The sequence below is a fragment of the Pseudomonas sp. E6002 genome (assembly GCF_013385565.1).
Classification (GTDB): domain Bacteria; phylum Pseudomonadota; class Gammaproteobacteria; order Pseudomonadales; family Pseudomonadaceae; genus Aquipseudomonas.
Window position 1 is genome coordinate 25,095 of sequence record NZ_JACAPT010000024.1, and the last position, 14,305, is coordinate 39,399.

Genomic DNA, 14,305 nt, shown 5'->3' on the forward strand with positions numbered 1-14,305 from the left:
ACTTCTGGCAACTACAAGTCCCTGGAAGGCAAAATCAGTGACATTTCCCTTTCCTTTGCAGGAAGCTTCCTAGAAAATTCTGCCCCCTTGTGCCGTTCAAATCACATGACTAGTCTCCAGCGGTCACTACCAATTCAGTGACCGGGTTTAGTAGCCCGCTATGTGATTAGGCGCAAGGCGCCCCCTTCTGCAAGGCGCCTTTTTTCGGCCCTGCGTTATGGTGGCCGTGCGTAGGGCACCTTCGGGTGCGCCGGGTCCTAATCACCGGTCTACTAACCTGCGCGCGGCCGCCACCCCGTTTAGTAGCGATGGTGTTGGCTCTCTAACGTCGATTAGGAGTTTAACCATGAGCAAGTTTGTTACAGAAGAACCAGCCTTATTTGCCGTTGATCCCGATACCAGTTTTGAAAGCGCCCTCATCCATACCAGCAGCTTGTTGCACTGTGCATCAGTCACCGCCCAACAAGCCGGCGACCAGTTGGATGGCCCGTCTCGGGCACTAGTCATTTCAGTAATGCACCTGGTGGATATGGCACGCGTAATGGTTGACCGGGCGGTGGATTGTTTACAACCGCGTTAAGGATATCGATCGTTCCCTCGCAGAGCGAGGGAACGATCCCCCATACGTCTATCACACTACCTACCGGAACTGACCTACAACTCAAGGGGAAGCAGCTGACTTACCCTTGTTCATCATTTCACCTCTTATAAAAAAACAACCTCCTTGGTTGCATAAAAATAAGAGGTCACCCGCAATGAGCGATCCAACAAGCCCTGTTCGCATAGCTGTCGTACAGTTTGATCCCCAGGTCGGAATGGAAAACCGGGAGCGCAACCTGCGTCATAGCCTTGAGCTGGCGACGGAAGCAGTGAGCGGCGGTGCCAACCTGATCGTGCTGCCAGAGCTCTCTAACTGTGGCTATTTCTTCTCCAGCCGTCAGGACGCGTTTGATCATGCCGAGGCCATTCCGGGTGGGCCAAGTGTGCAGGCCTGGACAGATTTTGCCTGTAAACATCAGGTGTACCTGGTGGCAGGCCTCAGCGAAATTTCCGCTATGCAGCTGTTCAATACGGCTGTATTGCTGGGGCCGGATGGCTTTATTGGCAAGTACCGCAAGGCCCATCTGTGGAACCTGGAGAAGCTCTGGTTCACTCCCGGCGATACAGGATTCCCCGTTTTCGAAACACCCATAGGCCGTATTGGCCTGTTGATCTGCTGGGACATTTGGTTTCCCGAGGTGCCACGCATCCTCAGCCAGCAAGGCGCCGATATTATTTGCAGCCTCAACAACTGGGTGTGGACCCCGCCGCCGTTGTTCGACGACGCGGGGAAGTGCATGGCGTCGTATCTCACGATGACCGCCGCCCACGTCAATAACGTGTTTATCGCTGCCGCCAGTCGTATCGGCGAGGAGCGCGATGCGCGTTACCTGGGATGTTCGCTGATTGCCGGTACCAATGGATGGCCCATCGGTACGGTGGCGTCGGCGAATCGGCAGGAGATCCTTTTCGCCGATGTCGATCTCACCAGTGCCCGCAGCGCGCCTATCTGGAACAGTCTTAACGACTTGCAGCGGGACCGGCGTGCTGATCTTTACGACCAGATGCTCGGGTACACCCAGCACCCTGCCCTGCCACGCTGATCGGAGGGTGCATCATGGAAAGCCTCTTTGAAAAGCCGCGTGCAGGGCGCTCCCGGGCCGATAACACCGTCATAGTTCTGGGTCTTGCCAGTGCTTTGCTGATCCTATGGATAGCCCTTATTTACCCTTGGCCGGGATATGCCGATATGGTGACCAGCCTTCCACATCCCAGTGCGTGGCTGCGCTGGGTGTTGGGGGATATCAGCGAGGTCGCGTTCTACAAACACGAACTGGCGTCACTGGGCCTGCTGGGCGGTGCGTATCTGGCGTGGTGGGCCAGCCGCACGGGCAAGTCCTGGCAGGGCTTTGCTATCTCGTACGGCACAGGGCTGTGGCCGTGGCTGATAACCAGCTCCTTACTCGGCTTGCTGCTAAGCAACGCGTTATGGGGCTGGACGGTGACCGCTGACACTTGGCAACCGACGTTTGCAGCGTTTGTTTCACTGCCGGCGGCAATGGTGCTGATGTTCGGAGGTGGCTGGAAAGTGACGCTCAACGGCGCCGTACTGGGAGGTTTACTGGTCACGCCGATGTGTTTGTTGATCGTTAATTACGTCTGCATACCGCTGGGCTTGCCGGTGGTGATCGGAAATGTGCTCGGGATGGCGGTTGGCAGTGTGATTGCCTTTGTATTGTGCCGTCACGTGCCGGTCCTGGTACGAAGCGATTACACAGCGCCGCAAAGGCCCGCCCCGCTGAAGCCACCGACTTATGGTGTGGTGTGGAGCGTGCGGAGGGTATTGGCTGACTTTTCCGAAGCGCCGTTCTTCGGCAATGAGCTGGCCAGCCTTGGCTTGCTGGCGGGTGTGTTACTGGCTTACGCGCTGAACCCGATGAGCCCGGCCTATGGATCCGGCCTGATACTGCACCTGATCGGCGCGCAAGCGCTGACATCCGCGCTTGGCGTGGTGATCTGGCGACATCAGTGGATAAAACGAGGCTGGTATCCCACGTATGTCCCGCTGGTATCGGTAGTCCCGGCAGCCGTATTGACCCATGGCGGCAGCTGGATGGTGATGGGGTCCAGTGCGTTGCTCGGCGCGCTGATGGCGCCGCCACTGGCCTGCGCGATTGCAGGACGGTTACCACCGCACTTTCATCCTTATATCGGCAACGTAATCTCAATGGCGCTGAGCACGTTGGCGGTAGTGCCATTGGTGGGATGGTTAGCCGTTTAGCTCCGCTCTCCTACGCCGGGCAAAGGACTGCCCGAGCACTTAAAGCCAATGCCAGAACCGACTCCAGAACCCACGCCCCAGATCATTCTTGCAGCCCGCATATTGCGCCGCATACATCTGCGAACGCGCCTGCACCTTCCCCGCCACCGGCATCAGCCAGGCTTTGCTCGCGTAGGTACGCTGCCGGTAACCGCCCCAGCCTTCGTGGTAATTCAGGTACTGGCCGTAGGCATCGTATTTGTATACGCCGTTAATGGTGTAGGTCTTGTCCATGTACCAGCCGACAAAGTCGATGGCGTCGTCAAAGTCCTGCCGGCTGGCGCCGTAGCGTCCGGTGCTTTTCTGGTAGTCGCTCCACACTTCGTCCTTGGCCTGGGCGTAGCCGGAGGCCGTAGACACACGACCCCAGGGGATGATCCACAGCAGGTACTTGCGTGGGGTCTTGGCGTCCTGCCGGAAGCCCGATTCCTGATACATGATCGCGAACGGCACCTGGATCGGCACGCCCCAGCGCGCCTGGGTCACCTTGGCGGCGTCGTACCAATCGTCTTTTTCGCGGAAGATGCCGCAGATGTCGTTGGGGGTGCGGGGTGGCGAGGTGCCGCATCCCGCCAATAAGGCGGTGAGCAGCAACAGCCCTGCGGTTTTTCCTGCGTTCAAAAGCTCACCGTCTCGTCGTGAGAATAAAAGGCGGGCAGTTTACTCGTTCGCCGGGGTTCCTGCAGAGGTGAAAGCAACACGAATCCTGTGGCGAGGGAGCTTGCTCCCGCTGGAGCGCGAAGCGCTCCCGGACCGGTTGACGCGGTATGCCCGAGGCACTGCGATCATCGGTTTTGGGGCGGCTGCGCAGCCCAGCGGGAGCAAACTCCCTCGCCACATTTTGGTGGGTGGCTCAGGCAGTGACGACCGCCGTCAGTTCCAGTTCCAGCAGGCCGTTGCTGGGTAATCCCGCCACGCCCACCGCCGAACGCGCATGCCGGCCGTGCTCGCCAAACAGCTCAATCAACAGTTGCGAGGCGCCGTCGACCACCTTGGAGAAGCCCTGGAAACCTTCCCCGCCAAACACAAACCCGCGAACGAACAGGATGCGCTCGACGTTCTCCAGCCCTACCGCCTGGTCCAGCACGCTCAAGGCCCGCAGCACACAGGTCTGCCCTGCTTCGTTGACCAACTCCGTAGAGGTCTGGTCTGTCACCGGCCCGGTAATCACGCTGTCACCCTGCCGACAAACCTGCCCGCTGACATACGCCACGCCTCCATGAATCGTCACCGGCACGTAGTCCCCCTTGGGGCTCGGCGCCTCGGGTAATTCCAGCCCGAGGGCTTGCAGTTTTTCGCGCACGCTCATGCCGGTTCCTCGACAAATTCCACATGCCCACCCAGCCAGCAACCTTGCACCTGCCCCGCTGCATCCCGGCGAAACCGCAGGGAGATTTGCGAAGGTCGGCCCATGGCCCGGCCCTGGCGGATGTGCACCGGGCGATCATCTGCCGTCACCAGGCCATTCTCCAACAAGCCAAACGCCAACGCGGCAGCCGCGATGCCGGTGGCGGCGTCTTCCGGGTAACCCGAGGACTTGGGAAACTGCCGCGCATCAAACTGTCGCCCTTCCAGATCCGATGGCGCATAGGGGTACAAACCGGTGGAGCCGATGCGCTCGCACAGTTGCTGCATCCGCCGGTAATCCGGTTTCAGGCTATCCAGTACCGCCACGCTTTTCAGCGCGATCAGGGTTTTCACCCGGCTGGTGCAAGCGTTCTGGATCGGCAGCGGTGCCAGTTCGTTGGAAGTGATGCCGAGCACCGACAGAATCTCGGCCTCGACTTCGGCATCGTTCAACGCCTCGACCTGGCCCTTGGGCTGGCTGATTTCCACCTGGATATCCGGGGTGCCCGCAGCGGTGATCCGCGCATCCACCGGACCGCTCAGTGTCGATAACGTCAGGCGGTCTTTGTGCAGCATGCCCAACCGATCCAGCAGCCACACCGCTCCCACGGTGGCGTGGCCGCACATTTCCATCTCGTGGTTGGGCACCCAGAAGCGCAAGGCAAAATCGAACTCGCTGCCAACCGGTGCGGCGAACACGAAGCCGCACTCATGGCCATAGTCGCGGGCGACTTGCTGCATGTCGGCATCGCTCATGCCATCGGCGACGGCCACGGTTGGCGCGGGGTTGCCGCCACGGGCGGTGGCGGGAAAAACATTGACCAGGTGAACCTCGGGCGTCATTTCGCCTCTCCCTGAAGGGTGGAAACAGTCGGCGCCACGGCGTCGACGATGGAGTTGGTGTAGACCTGCTGCGGGTCGAGTTCGACCGGGTCGCTCTCCACAGCGTTCATGAAGCGGATGTTTTTCTCAACGCCGTCTTTCTCGATGCGCGGCGTGGCCGGGTAGGACGGTAGCGAAGCGGTCCAGGCAGCATTGAAGATGGCGGCGTCGGTGTTGGCGAAATACGGGCGCACCGACTCGCGAGCCTTGTCCGGGTCGCTGGCAATCAGGTGTTCGGCACGCCACAGGGCGCGGACCATTTTTTCGGCCGTGACCTTGTTGCTGGCCAGCCAGTCTTCACGGGCAATCATCGCAGTGAAGAGGAAGCCGTCCAGGGGTTTGTATTCGCCCTTGGCCAGGTCCATCAACACAAAGCCGCCTTGCTTCTCGGCGGTGGTGATGGTGGGTGGCGACAGCGAGAAGCCGTTGATGCTGCCCTGGGAAAACGCCGCGAGCATGTTTGGCGCGCCGCCGATGGGCATGATGGTGAAGTCTTTGTCCGGGTTGAGCCCCGCATCCTTGGCCAGGTAGCGCACCAGCATGTCGGTGGTGCTGCCAGGGCCGGTGACACCGATCTTCAAGCCCTTGAGGGCCTGGGCACGGGCGGCCAGGGATGAGGTGGCCGACACGCCGGCCTTTTGCGCCGAGGCACCGTCGATCACCACGGTGCTGCCGAACTGAGTCTGCACGGCGGCGAACGCCTGGACATTCTGGCCTTTGGTGCGGGCGCGCACCGCGACGGCGGGCAGGCCGACGTACGCATCCGCATCACGCCCCAGCACGGCGGTGAGTGCTGCCGAGCCGCCTTTCTGGAATACGATGACGTCCACATTCAGGCCTTCATCGGCGAAGTAGCCTTGCTTCTGCGCGACGTAGATCGGCACATAGAGGAAGCCTTCGCTGGGGAACGCCAGGGTGACTTTGGTCAGGTCCCGGGCCTGCGCGGCGGGCAGGCATGAAGCGAGTAAAACGCTGGCGATGAACAGTGGTTTGAACATGATCAAGCTCCACAAAAACAAGGGGTTAAACCGCAACTTCACGTTCCGCTTCGTTGGCCTTCCACGGCATCAACTTGCGTTCGGCCAGCTTCACCGCCGTGTTCAGGATCAGCGCGAGGGCGATGATGCCCACCAGTGCGGCAAATACACCGGCGGTATCGAACTGCGAGGCTGCATCCGAGAGCAGGTAGCCCAGGCCCCGGTTGGCGGCGATGATCTCGCCCACCAGCGCGCCGATCAGCGCATAGGGCACCGACAGGCGCAGGCCGGTGAATACCCAGGTGAAAGCGGACGGGATGACCACCATGGTCAGCAGGTCGCGCTCCTTGGCGCCCATCAGGCGCAGGATGGTCAGTTGCTCGCGGGACACGTTGCGCACGCCGCTGTAGGTGTTGAGGAACACCAGGAAGAACACCACGGCCGCGGTCAGGATGACTTTCATCGGCAAGCCGATGCCGAACCAGAGGATGAACAGCGGCGCCAGCGCGACTTTCGGCAAGCTGTAGAAGGCGGTCAGGAACGGATCGAGAATATCCGCCAGCAGCTTGGCGCGGCCCAGCACCAAACCGGCGATCAAGCCTGCGAGGGAGCCGAAGAAGAAGCCCAGCACAGCTTCCAGGGTGGTGATGCCGGCGTGATAGAAGAACACCCCGTTCATGAGGATTTTCCACAGGCTTTGCGCCACCGCCGAAGGCCGGCTGATGAAAAATTCCACGCCGAACCAGCGGGACACACACTCCCAGAACACCAGCAGGAAAATCAGGAACAGCAAGCGATAGACCTGGATCATACGACCTCCAGCGAGTGAGCCAATGAGGCGGGATCGGCAGCACCGGCGACGTCGGGCGCCAGGCGTTTCCAGAGGGCGGCGCAGAGTTCCACGTAGCGTGGGTCGGAGCGCAATTGCACCAGGTTGCGTTCACCGCCCAAGGGAATATCGAGCACATGGTCGATGGTGCCCGGGCGACCGGCGAACACCACGCAGCGGTCCGCCAGCGCGATGGCCTCGTCGACATCGTGGGTGACGAACAGCACGGTTTTATTGAGCTTGCGGCACAGGCGCAAGAGTTCGGTCTGCAGGGTCAGGCGCATCTGCGCATCAAGGGCGCCGAAGGGTTCGTCCATCAGCAGGGTTTCCGGGTCGCTGGCCATCAAGCGCGCCATGGCCGCGCGTTTGCGCATGCCGCCGGAAAGCTGGTTGGGGTAGCTTTCGCCAAAACCGGTGAGGCCCACCAGCGCCATCAGCTCCTCGACGCGGCTGTCGATTTGAGACTTGGGCATGCGGCGGATTTGCAGCGGCACGGCGATGTTGCCGGCCACGGTGCGCCACGGCAGCAAGTGGTCGGCCTGGGTCATGTAGCCGACACGGGTGTTGACGCCCTTGACCTCGGCGCCGTCGTAATGCACCTGGCCCTCCGTGGGGCCGAAGAGCCCGGCGGTCATGTTGAGCAAGGTGGACTTGCCGCACCCCGAAGGGCCGACCAGGGTGATGATTTCGCCCCGCTGAACTTCAAGCGATACGTTGCGCACGGCCACAAACTGGCGGCCCTCGACTTTGAAGCTTTTTTGCACCCCTGCGAAGCTGATAAAGGGTTTTACACTCACCGCCCCTCCTCGTCCGGTAGGCCGGACTTGTTTGTTGTTGACGGGGTGAGGATGAACGGATGACGGATTTGCGGCGCACGGGATCGGGCCGGATCATGCGCGGGATCGGGACATCAAAAACGTTGAGGCGGTATCAGCCGCGGCGCCACTCATCCGGCGACACGCCCAGCACCCGGCGAAACACATGGGCCAGGTGTGACGGTGACTCATAGCCGACGTTATTGGCGATCTCCAGCACCGACATGCGGGTGTGCCGCAACAACGTCTGCGCGCGCTCCAGGCGCAGGCGCTGGACGTACGCCAGCACCGTCTCGCCGGTGTGCAGCGCGAACAGCCGGGTCAGATGGCGGCGCGACATGTGAAACGTCTCGGCGATTTCATCCAGCCCCGGCGCATGTTCGAGGTTGCCTTCCACGTACGCCTTGACGTCACGCACCAGCATGGCGCCGTGGCGCTCGGTAGATGAGCGTTGCAGGCTCGGCTGGCTGAGGGAAATCGCCAGGCATTCGAGCAGCAGCAAGTGATCGGCCTGGGCCACCTGGCGGCGGCGGTCGATGTACAGGTCGGGTTGGCTGAAGGCTTTTTTTGCCAAGAGCAGATGGTGCAACGGCGCGGAGGTTTGCCAGATGCCCAGGGTGGGCACGCGCAGCAAGCGGTTGGCGTCACCGGACAGGTCACGCAAGGCGTAGTGCATGTAGTCGGGGTCGACGTAGAACGCCACGTGGCCCTGGCTGGCGGTGAGTGACGAGGAGGAATGGCTGGATTGCGGCGGCACCAGTACGAACTGGCGGTCGATCACCGAGGTGGTGCGCCCGCTTTCCTCATCCTTGAAACGCAACAGGCCGTGCTCGGGCACCATCAGCATGAATTCGTCGTGGGCATGGGCCCCGGTTTCATAGGCGCCGTTGGAGTTGAAGACGCTGTAGATGTCGCGCATCGCCAGGCACTGCCAGTGGATGTTGGAGTGCTGACACTAGCATGTTTGGTGCCAGCGAAGCATCGTGGCGAGGGAGCTTGCTCCCTCGCCACATAGATCACCTCAGGTCATGATCAGGCCAACGGTACACGACGGGTGGAAATCGCCAGGCGACCCACACCGAAGCTCAACGCTGCGCCCAGCAGCAACATCAACAAGGTGCTCCACGCAGCACGGGACAGTTGCTTGGCCGCGACTTCACCGGCTTCACGGGCTTTCTGTTCAGCCTGTTGCTTCAGTTCGTCGACCTTCTGCACGGCCTGCTGGTAGGCCTGGGCGTAGTTGTCGACAATCTGGGTGGCCTCAGCCTGGCTCTTGCCGGTACGGGCCGCAACAATGTTGACCAGTGCCTGCTTGTCCGCCGCGTTCAACGCCGGCTCACCGGAAGCCTTGACCCGCTCGAACCACTGCTTCAATTCATCACCAGCCTGGGCTGGGTTGGTCGCGGCATCGTTGGCCGACTGCTTGCCGTCCGCAGCCGCCTGATCGGCTTTTTGCTCAACGTTGGCCGGGTCCAGTTCAGGTTTGCCGCTCTGCTTGAGCAGTGTGTCGAGCTGACCTTGCAGGCTGTTCCAGTCCAGCTTGATGCCCTGCTCATTCAGTTGCTGCTTGACGCTGTCGCTGATACCCGGCGCCACGGCGGCGATCCCGCTGCCGGCAGCCGACAGGCCCTTGCCGACGACATTGCCCGCCGCTCCCACAACGCTGGTGGCCAGCGCGGCCAGCAGCCAGGTGGTGAGCAAGGTGGTGATGGTCCAGCTCAGCACGCCGTGCAGGCCGCCGCGATCCGGCGCGGTGCGCCCGGCCACGAATGCACCGGCACCGATTGCCAGCAGCGTCGAGACAAACAGCCAGATCCCGGCACCGGTGCCGAAGCCGCTCAGCGGGTTACCCGCGGCCATCGGGTCTACCGCGCTGGCGCCAATCGCGGTGCCAAGTACGCTCAATACCAGATAGGTCACCAGGGCAATTGCACTACCGGCCAATACCGAGCCCCAGGACACACGAAACAGCGAACGGTTGGTTTCATAGACAGTGGTCATGTTAAATCCTTTGAACAGTGGGTAGGTGGCCAGTTTGGCGAGGCACCTGCCCTGCGGTCTCGACACAATTGCACTAGGCGCACTGGTGCATTCGCACCCCGCGCCGGGCACTTTCTCTGCACTATCCTGAGCCTCAGGTGTCGTACTTCCCATGCGACTTACCCCAGGAGAAACCATGAGCCAGGCCGTCCTCGCCAAAGAAACCAACCGCCGCCAACTGCAGCAGATCATCTCCGGCTTGTCCGATGGGGTGATCCTCGCCGAGGCCGACCAGACCATCCTCTGGGCCAATGAAGCCGCGCTGCTGATGCATGGCGTGGATAAAGTCGAAGACCTGGGTGCCAACACCAAGGAATACGCCGCGCGCTTTGCCTTGCGGTATCGCAACAACCACCCGTTGGTGCTGGAGAATTATCCTCTGAGCCGGGTGGCAGACGGTGAAGAGTTCAGCGATGTGGTGGTGGAAGTCACCCCCACCGGCGACGAGGAAAAAGTCTGGGTGCATCGCCTGCGCAGCCTGGTGCTCGACGACGCGTCGGGCGAGCCGGAATTGCTGGTGTTGATCCTGAGCGACGCCACCGAATGGGCCAGCGCCGAACAGCGCTTCGAAAAGACCTTCAATGCCAACCCGGCGCCGGCGGTGATTTGCCGCCTGAGCGACCTGCGCTACATCAAGGTCAACCAGGGCTTCCTGGAGATGACCGGCTACAACCGCGACCAGGTGATCGGCCACTCGGTGTATGAACTGGACGTGCTGGAACAGGCCGAAAACAAGGACCTGGCCGTCAAGCGCCTGGGCGAAGGCGCGACCATTCCACAGATGCAAGCCGAACTGAAACTGCCCGAAGGCGGCAGCAAACTGGTGATCGTGGCCGGCCAGCCGCTGGACATGAATGAGGAAGACTGCATGCTGTTTTCCTTCACCGACCTGGAGCCTCGCCGCAAGGCCGAAACCGCCCTGCGTCAAAGCGAGGAACGCTTCGCCAAGTCGTTCCGCCTGACGCCGGTGCCGACCCTGGTGTGCAACGCCGCCAACCGCCAGGTGGTGGATATCAACGAAGCCTTCATGACCATCACCGGCTATACCAGTGAAGAACTGATCGGCAAATCCATCGAAGACATCGACTTTATCGACAGCCCCCAGGCCTGCACGCAACTGTTCACCACCCTGGAAAAAGCCGGCAACCTCGACGGCCTCGACCTGAAGATTCGTAAGAAAGGCAATGAGCTGATCGACTGTGTGCTGTCTGCCGACACCGTCAGTATCCAGGATGTGCCCTGCTACCTGCTGGTGCTGATGAACATCACCGAACGCAAGCGCTCCGAGCTGGAACTGGTGGCCGCGATCGAGGAAGTGATGCAGGACGCCTCATGGTTCAGCCAGACGCTGATTGAAAAACTGGCCAACGCCAAGAGCGTCAACAGCCCCAATGTACCGAACATTTCCTTTACCGACCTGACCGCCCGCGAGCGCGACGTACTGGGGTTGATTTGCGAAGGCCTGGCCGACAAGGAAATCGCTTCGCGCCTGAAACTGGCACCCAACACCGTGCGTAACCATGTGGCCACGGTGTACTCCAAACTGGGGGTGCATAGCCGTAGTGCAGCCATCGTGTGGGCCCGTGAGCGCGGGCTGTTTGCCGGTGAGTTGCGGGTTAAAAAGCCGAAATAGAGTGCAAATGCACTAGTGCGACCGGTGCAAATTCGCCTTATTGCGCGGGGGTGCACTGCTTAACCTTGAAGGGTGGGCACAGGGCTTCGGGTCCTGTGCCGTTGAGATGTCATGCCCTTTAAGGAATCCATCATGAAAAGCGAACAAGTCAAAGGCGCCGTCGAAAAAGTGGCCGGCAAGGCTCAAGGTTTTCTGGGTGATCTGACCGGTGACGAACGTCTCCAGGCCGAGGGTGTAGCTCGCCAGGCCGCTGGCCAGTTGCAGCAAACCTACGGTGACGCGCTGGACACCGTTGGCGATTTCGCCAAGCAAAAACCCCTGGCAACGGTTGCGATCGTCGCCGGTGTCGGCCTGCTGCTGGGCCTGTTGCTGCGTCGTCGCTGAGGAGAACCCTGATGTTTACGCTCTCCCAACTGCGCAACTGCATCGAAGAGGCCCTGTCGCCCCTGACCTGCGAATTCACCCTGTGCCGTGACGCGTCGTTGACGCTCAAGGTCTTCGACGCCGAAAGCGGCCGGGTGGATTTGGTGGTCACCGGGATCAGCGTCAACAAGCTGCAGACCCCGCAGGAAGTGGAAAAGATGGTCGACGAGTTGCGGTACGAATTGCAGAGCAACACCGTCGGTAAACTCAGGCTGGATGACCTGCCGCTGCGCCCTTTGTAGGAGCGGGCTTGCTCGCGAAACACGCCCAGGCACCGCGTTCATTCAGGCGTGCCGCGTTATCGTTGACGACCTTCGCGAGCAAGCGTGCTCCTACAGTATGTCGCGGGCTTTCAACGACGCCCCGATAAAATAGAACACCCCTCCCCCGACAATGAACGCTGCCAACATGTAGAACATGTAGTGGGCCGGCAGGTTGGCCAGCACCAGCCCGCACAGCACCGGCCCCAACGCAGCGCCGAGGTTGGAGAGGTTTTGCGCCCCGTAGTACATGCCCCGCAGGTTGTCCGGGGCGATGCGGTCGATGAACATGTACTCGGCCGGAAACACCACGATTTCGCCCACGGTGAAAATCGCCATCGCCAGGATCCACCACCACACGTTGCTCGCCAGGGCAAAGCCAATCACCCCCAGCATGAACATGCCCAGGCCGAAGATCAGCCACTGGCTCAGGTAGCGGTGGGAAATGCGCCGGCCAATCGCGTATTGCAGGGCAATCACCAACATCGCGTTGGTGGTGAGTACCGCGCTGATGATGGTGTAGGTGTATTCGGCGGTAGTGGTGGTCACCAGGTACTGCGACAGGTACGCGGTGAACTGGCCGAACACCACGGCACTGAGCAGGCCGCCGACGGTGAAGCACACCAGTCGGTGATCCCGCAGCAATACACGCCCCACCGCGAGGAACGACACCGGCTTTTGCGTGGTGTCTACCGTGGCCAGCGTGCGGTCGCCCCAACGCCAGTACAGCAGGAAAAAACCGAAGCCCAGGACCGCCGACAGGATAAACGGCAAGCTGATATCGAGCTTGGCCACCATCGCGCCAAAAAACGGCCCTACGGCATAGCCGATATTGGTCAGGGTGTACTTGATGGAAAACGCTTCGCTGCGCTCATCTTCCGGCAACAGGCTGGCAAACCCGGACTTGATCGCGATGTCGATCACCGCGTACGCCAGGTTGATCAGGATCAGGCAGCTGTAGAATGACCAGATTTCCCGGGCCAGCACCGTGCCGATAAACCCCAGGGCAAACACCACACTCAAGCTGAGCAATAGCCTATAGCTATTGATGCGGTCTACCAGGAAACCGCCGTAGACACTCAGCAGCGAGCCGACGATCAACGAGCTGCCGATCACCAGGCCGACCTGGCTGATGTCGAGGGCAAAGTGGTTGGTGAGGTAGATCACCAGGTACGGAAAGGTGATGGCCTTGGCCAGGGTGAGGATCAGCGTGGCCGACAACAACAGGTTCACGGTACGCGGGTAATTTCTTATTGTGGCAAGCATCCTGCTCTCATTCCAGTCAAGGTAAAGGGACCATTGCGGCCCGCAAACGGACGTACCTTAACGTAAAACAAGAGGAAAAAATGCTGATTTATGCATTTATGCAAAAATCAAATGCAGCGGGATGAAGCGTGATCACCCATCCCGCTGAACGCTTTATTTTTTAACGGGCGTGATGTCGAGAATCGTGCCGTTGGTGGTTTTGAGCAATACGTACTTGTCGTTCACTCGAGCCCACTGGCTGTCTTCTTCCGGCTGCTTCAGGCCACGTTTCTTCCAGTCGGCAATGGCCGACTCCTTACGCATCAGAATGTCTGGCGCGCGGTCTCCCGTCTTGAGGTCGCGGGTATTGATATTCGAAGGCTGCACGGTTTTTTGCGGAGTATCCGCGGCCTGGACGGTGAGACTCGCGGCGGACAGGCTCGCGGCAACCAGCAGGCAGGCAACAAGGGATTTGGACTTCATGGGCACTTCCTTCAATGAATGACGCGTAAAGATTCCGACCGCAGCGGCGTGGAATCATTCAGCGCCGTGATGGAAGCGGCAGATGGGTGGACGGCCAGCGACCGGGCCGGCGATTAATCAGATAAGATTGGTTCTTTTTTCCAGCCGCTCAGGAATTCCAATGACTGGTACCCACGTCATCATCATTTTCGTGACCGTTGTCACCTTGCTCGCGCTCTACGTGTTCGGCACCTACAGGGAACTGGTGGCCCTGCTCGATCGCTGCAAAAAAGCCTTCGGCCAATTCAAGGAGGCCGAACAACAATTGGCGGCGGCGCAAAATGCCTCGTCACCCACCGCAGAAATCGCCAGCCTGGAAAGCCGTGTCGCGTTCACCCGCCAGCTCTTCCACGACTCGGTCAACAACTACAACACCTACAAGCACAAATCGCCGACCTCGGTGGTGGCCGAGCTGCTCGGGCATCGTGATGATGTCAGCCTGTCGGGGTTCGAGGCCAAGCGTACGGTCTGA

Annotated in this window: 17 protein-coding genes; 7 read left to right on the forward strand and 10 right to left on the reverse strand. The window is 60.6% G+C overall.

Annotated elements, in window-relative coordinates:
• The first annotated feature begins 346 nt into the window (after positions 1–346).
• The 3 genes from HX815_RS20035 (at position 347) to HX815_RS20045 (ending at position 2,821) form a co-directional block, all read left to right on the forward strand.
• Entirely contained in the window at positions 347–580 is a 234-nt protein-coding gene (locus HX815_RS20035; RefSeq protein ID WP_177028765.1) for a DUF6124 family protein, read from the forward strand.
• Between the two features lie 175 nt (positions 581–755).
• Positions 756–1,643: a nitrilase family protein gene (locus HX815_RS20040; RefSeq protein WP_032899456.1), complete on the forward strand. Its 888-nt coding sequence runs from the start codon at positions 756–758 to the stop codon at positions 1,641–1,643.
• A 14-nt stretch (positions 1,644–1,657) separates the two neighbouring features.
• Positions 1,658–2,821, forward strand: a complete 1,164-nt coding sequence (locus HX815_RS20045; RefSeq protein ID WP_166742172.1) for a hypothetical protein — start codon at positions 1,658–1,660, stop codon at positions 2,819–2,821.
• A 39-nt stretch (positions 2,822–2,860) separates the two neighbouring features.
• On the opposite strand, the gene HX815_RS20050 is transcribed toward HX815_RS20045, so the two are convergent.
• The 8 genes from HX815_RS20050 to HX815_RS20085 all read right to left on the reverse strand — a co-directional run bounded on the left by HX815_RS20050 (position 2,861) and on the right by HX815_RS20085 (position 9,711).
• The gene (locus tag HX815_RS20050) at positions 2,861–3,481 is read right to left on the reverse strand and encodes a hypothetical protein (RefSeq protein WP_023658938.1); all 621 of its coding nucleotides are present in this window, start codon (positions 3,479–3,481) and stop codon (positions 2,861–2,863) included.
• Between the two features lie 232 nt (positions 3,482–3,713).
• Positions 3,714–4,169, reverse strand: a complete 456-nt coding sequence (locus HX815_RS20055; protein WP_102604868.1) for a RidA family protein — start codon at positions 4,167–4,169, stop codon at positions 3,714–3,716.
• Entirely contained in the window at positions 4,166–5,050 is an 885-nt protein-coding gene (locus tag HX815_RS20060) for a PhzF family phenazine biosynthesis protein (RefSeq protein WP_177028766.1), read from the reverse strand. Before HX815_RS20060 ends, HX815_RS20055 begins: the two co-directional genes overlap by 4 nt.
• Positions 5,047–6,087, reverse strand: a complete 1,041-nt coding sequence (locus HX815_RS20065) for an ABC transporter substrate-binding protein (protein WP_008435866.1) — start codon at positions 6,085–6,087, stop codon at positions 5,047–5,049. Before HX815_RS20065 ends, HX815_RS20060 begins: the two co-directional genes overlap by 4 nt.
• Positions 6,088–6,112: 25 nt before the next feature.
• A complete protein-coding gene (locus HX815_RS20070) occupies positions 6,113–6,877 on the reverse strand; it encodes an ABC transporter permease (RefSeq protein WP_008435867.1) in 765 nt (254 codons plus the stop codon).
• Positions 6,874–7,692 carry an ABC transporter ATP-binding protein gene (locus tag HX815_RS20075; RefSeq protein ID WP_177028767.1) on the reverse strand — a complete coding sequence of 273 codons (819 nt, stop codon included), beginning with the start codon at positions 7,690–7,692 and terminating at the stop codon, positions 6,874–6,876. Before HX815_RS20075 ends, HX815_RS20070 begins: the two co-directional genes overlap by 4 nt.
• A 133-nt stretch (positions 7,693–7,825) precedes the next feature.
• Positions 7,826–8,629: an AraC family transcriptional regulator gene (locus HX815_RS20080; protein ID WP_003211578.1), complete on the reverse strand. Its 804-nt coding sequence runs from the start codon at positions 8,627–8,629 to the stop codon at positions 7,826–7,828.
• Positions 8,630–8,742: 113 nt separating this feature from the next.
• Positions 8,743–9,711: a hypothetical protein gene (locus HX815_RS20085; protein ID WP_177009748.1), complete on the reverse strand. Its 969-nt coding sequence runs from the start codon at positions 9,709–9,711 to the stop codon at positions 8,743–8,745.
• A 175-nt stretch (positions 9,712–9,886) separates the two neighbouring features.
• Between HX815_RS20085 and HX815_RS20090 the strand changes: the two genes are divergently transcribed.
• The 3 genes from HX815_RS20090 (at position 9,887) to HX815_RS20100 (ending at position 12,048) form a co-directional block, all read left to right on the forward strand.
• Entirely contained in the window at positions 9,887–11,383 is a 1,497-nt protein-coding gene (locus HX815_RS20090; RefSeq protein ID WP_003211582.1) for a PAS domain S-box protein, read from the forward strand.
• Between the two features lie 132 nt (positions 11,384–11,515).
• Entirely contained in the window at positions 11,516–11,767 is a 252-nt protein-coding gene (locus HX815_RS20095) for a CsbD family protein (protein ID WP_003211583.1), read from the forward strand.
• A gap of 11 nt (positions 11,768–11,778) precedes the next feature.
• Positions 11,779–12,048 (forward strand): DUF1652 domain-containing protein, encoded by a 270-nt coding sequence (locus tag HX815_RS20100; protein ID WP_003211585.1) that lies wholly within the window; start codon positions 11,779–11,781, stop codon positions 12,046–12,048.
• A 90-nt stretch (positions 12,049–12,138) separates the two neighbouring features.
• On the opposite strand, the gene HX815_RS20105 is transcribed toward HX815_RS20100, so the two are convergent.
• A complete protein-coding gene (locus HX815_RS20105) occupies positions 12,139–13,332 on the reverse strand; it encodes an MFS transporter (RefSeq protein ID WP_177028768.1) in 1,194 nt (397 codons plus the stop codon).
• A gap of 153 nt (positions 13,333–13,485) precedes the next feature.
• A complete protein-coding gene (locus tag HX815_RS20110) occupies positions 13,486–13,794 on the reverse strand; it encodes an RcnB family protein (protein WP_003211589.1) in 309 nt (102 codons plus the stop codon).
• Between the two features lie 160 nt (positions 13,795–13,954).
• On the opposite strand from HX815_RS20110, the gene HX815_RS20115 reads away from it, so the two are divergent.
• Positions 13,955–14,305 carry a LemA family protein gene (locus HX815_RS20115; protein ID WP_008435873.1) on the forward strand — a complete coding sequence of 117 codons (351 nt, stop codon included), beginning with the start codon at positions 13,955–13,957 and terminating at the stop codon, positions 14,303–14,305.

Coding starts and splice junctions, on each gene's coding strand:
- HX815_RS20035 (WP_177028765.1), top strand. CDS start 347: ATGAGCAAGTTTGTTACAGAAGAACCAGCCTTATTTGCCGTTGATCCC.
- HX815_RS20040 (WP_032899456.1), top strand. CDS start 756: ATGAGCGATCCAACAAGCCCTGTTCGCATAGCTGTCGTACAGTTTGAT.
- HX815_RS20045 (WP_166742172.1), top strand. CDS start 1,658: ATGGAAAGCCTCTTTGAAAAGCCGCGTGCAGGGCGCTCCCGGGCCGAT.
- HX815_RS20055 (WP_102604868.1), bottom strand. CDS start 4,169: ATGAGCGTGCGCGAAAAACTGCAAGCCCTCGGGCTGGAATTACCCGAG.
- HX815_RS20060 (WP_177028766.1), bottom strand. CDS start 5,050: ATGACGCCCGAGGTTCACCTGGTCAATGTTTTTCCCGCCACCGCCCGT.
- HX815_RS20065 (WP_008435866.1), bottom strand. CDS start 6,087: ATGTTCAAACCACTGTTCATCGCCAGCGTTTTACTCGCTTCATGCCTG.
- HX815_RS20070 (WP_008435867.1), bottom strand. CDS start 6,877: ATGATCCAGGTCTATCGCTTGCTGTTCCTGATTTTCCTGCTGGTGTTC.
- HX815_RS20080 (WP_003211578.1), bottom strand. CDS start 8,629: ATGCGCGACATCTACAGCGTCTTCAACTCCAACGGCGCCTATGAAACC.
- HX815_RS20085 (WP_177009748.1), bottom strand. CDS start 9,711: ATGACCACTGTCTATGAAACCAACCGTTCGCTGTTTCGTGTGTCCTGG.
- HX815_RS20090 (WP_003211582.1), top strand. CDS start 9,887: ATGAGCCAGGCCGTCCTCGCCAAAGAAACCAACCGCCGCCAACTGCAG.
- HX815_RS20095 (WP_003211583.1), top strand. CDS start 11,516: ATGAAAAGCGAACAAGTCAAAGGCGCCGTCGAAAAAGTGGCCGGCAAG.
- HX815_RS20100 (WP_003211585.1), top strand. CDS start 11,779: ATGTTTACGCTCTCCCAACTGCGCAACTGCATCGAAGAGGCCCTGTCG.
- HX815_RS20105 (WP_177028768.1), bottom strand. CDS start 13,332: ATGCTTGCCACAATAAGAAATTACCCGCGTACCGTGAACCTGTTGTTG.
- HX815_RS20110 (WP_003211589.1), bottom strand. CDS start 13,794: ATGAAGTCCAAATCCCTTGTTGCCTGCCTGCTGGTTGCCGCGAGCCTG.
- HX815_RS20115 (WP_008435873.1), top strand. CDS start 13,955: ATGACTGGTACCCACGTCATCATCATTTTCGTGACCGTTGTCACCTTG.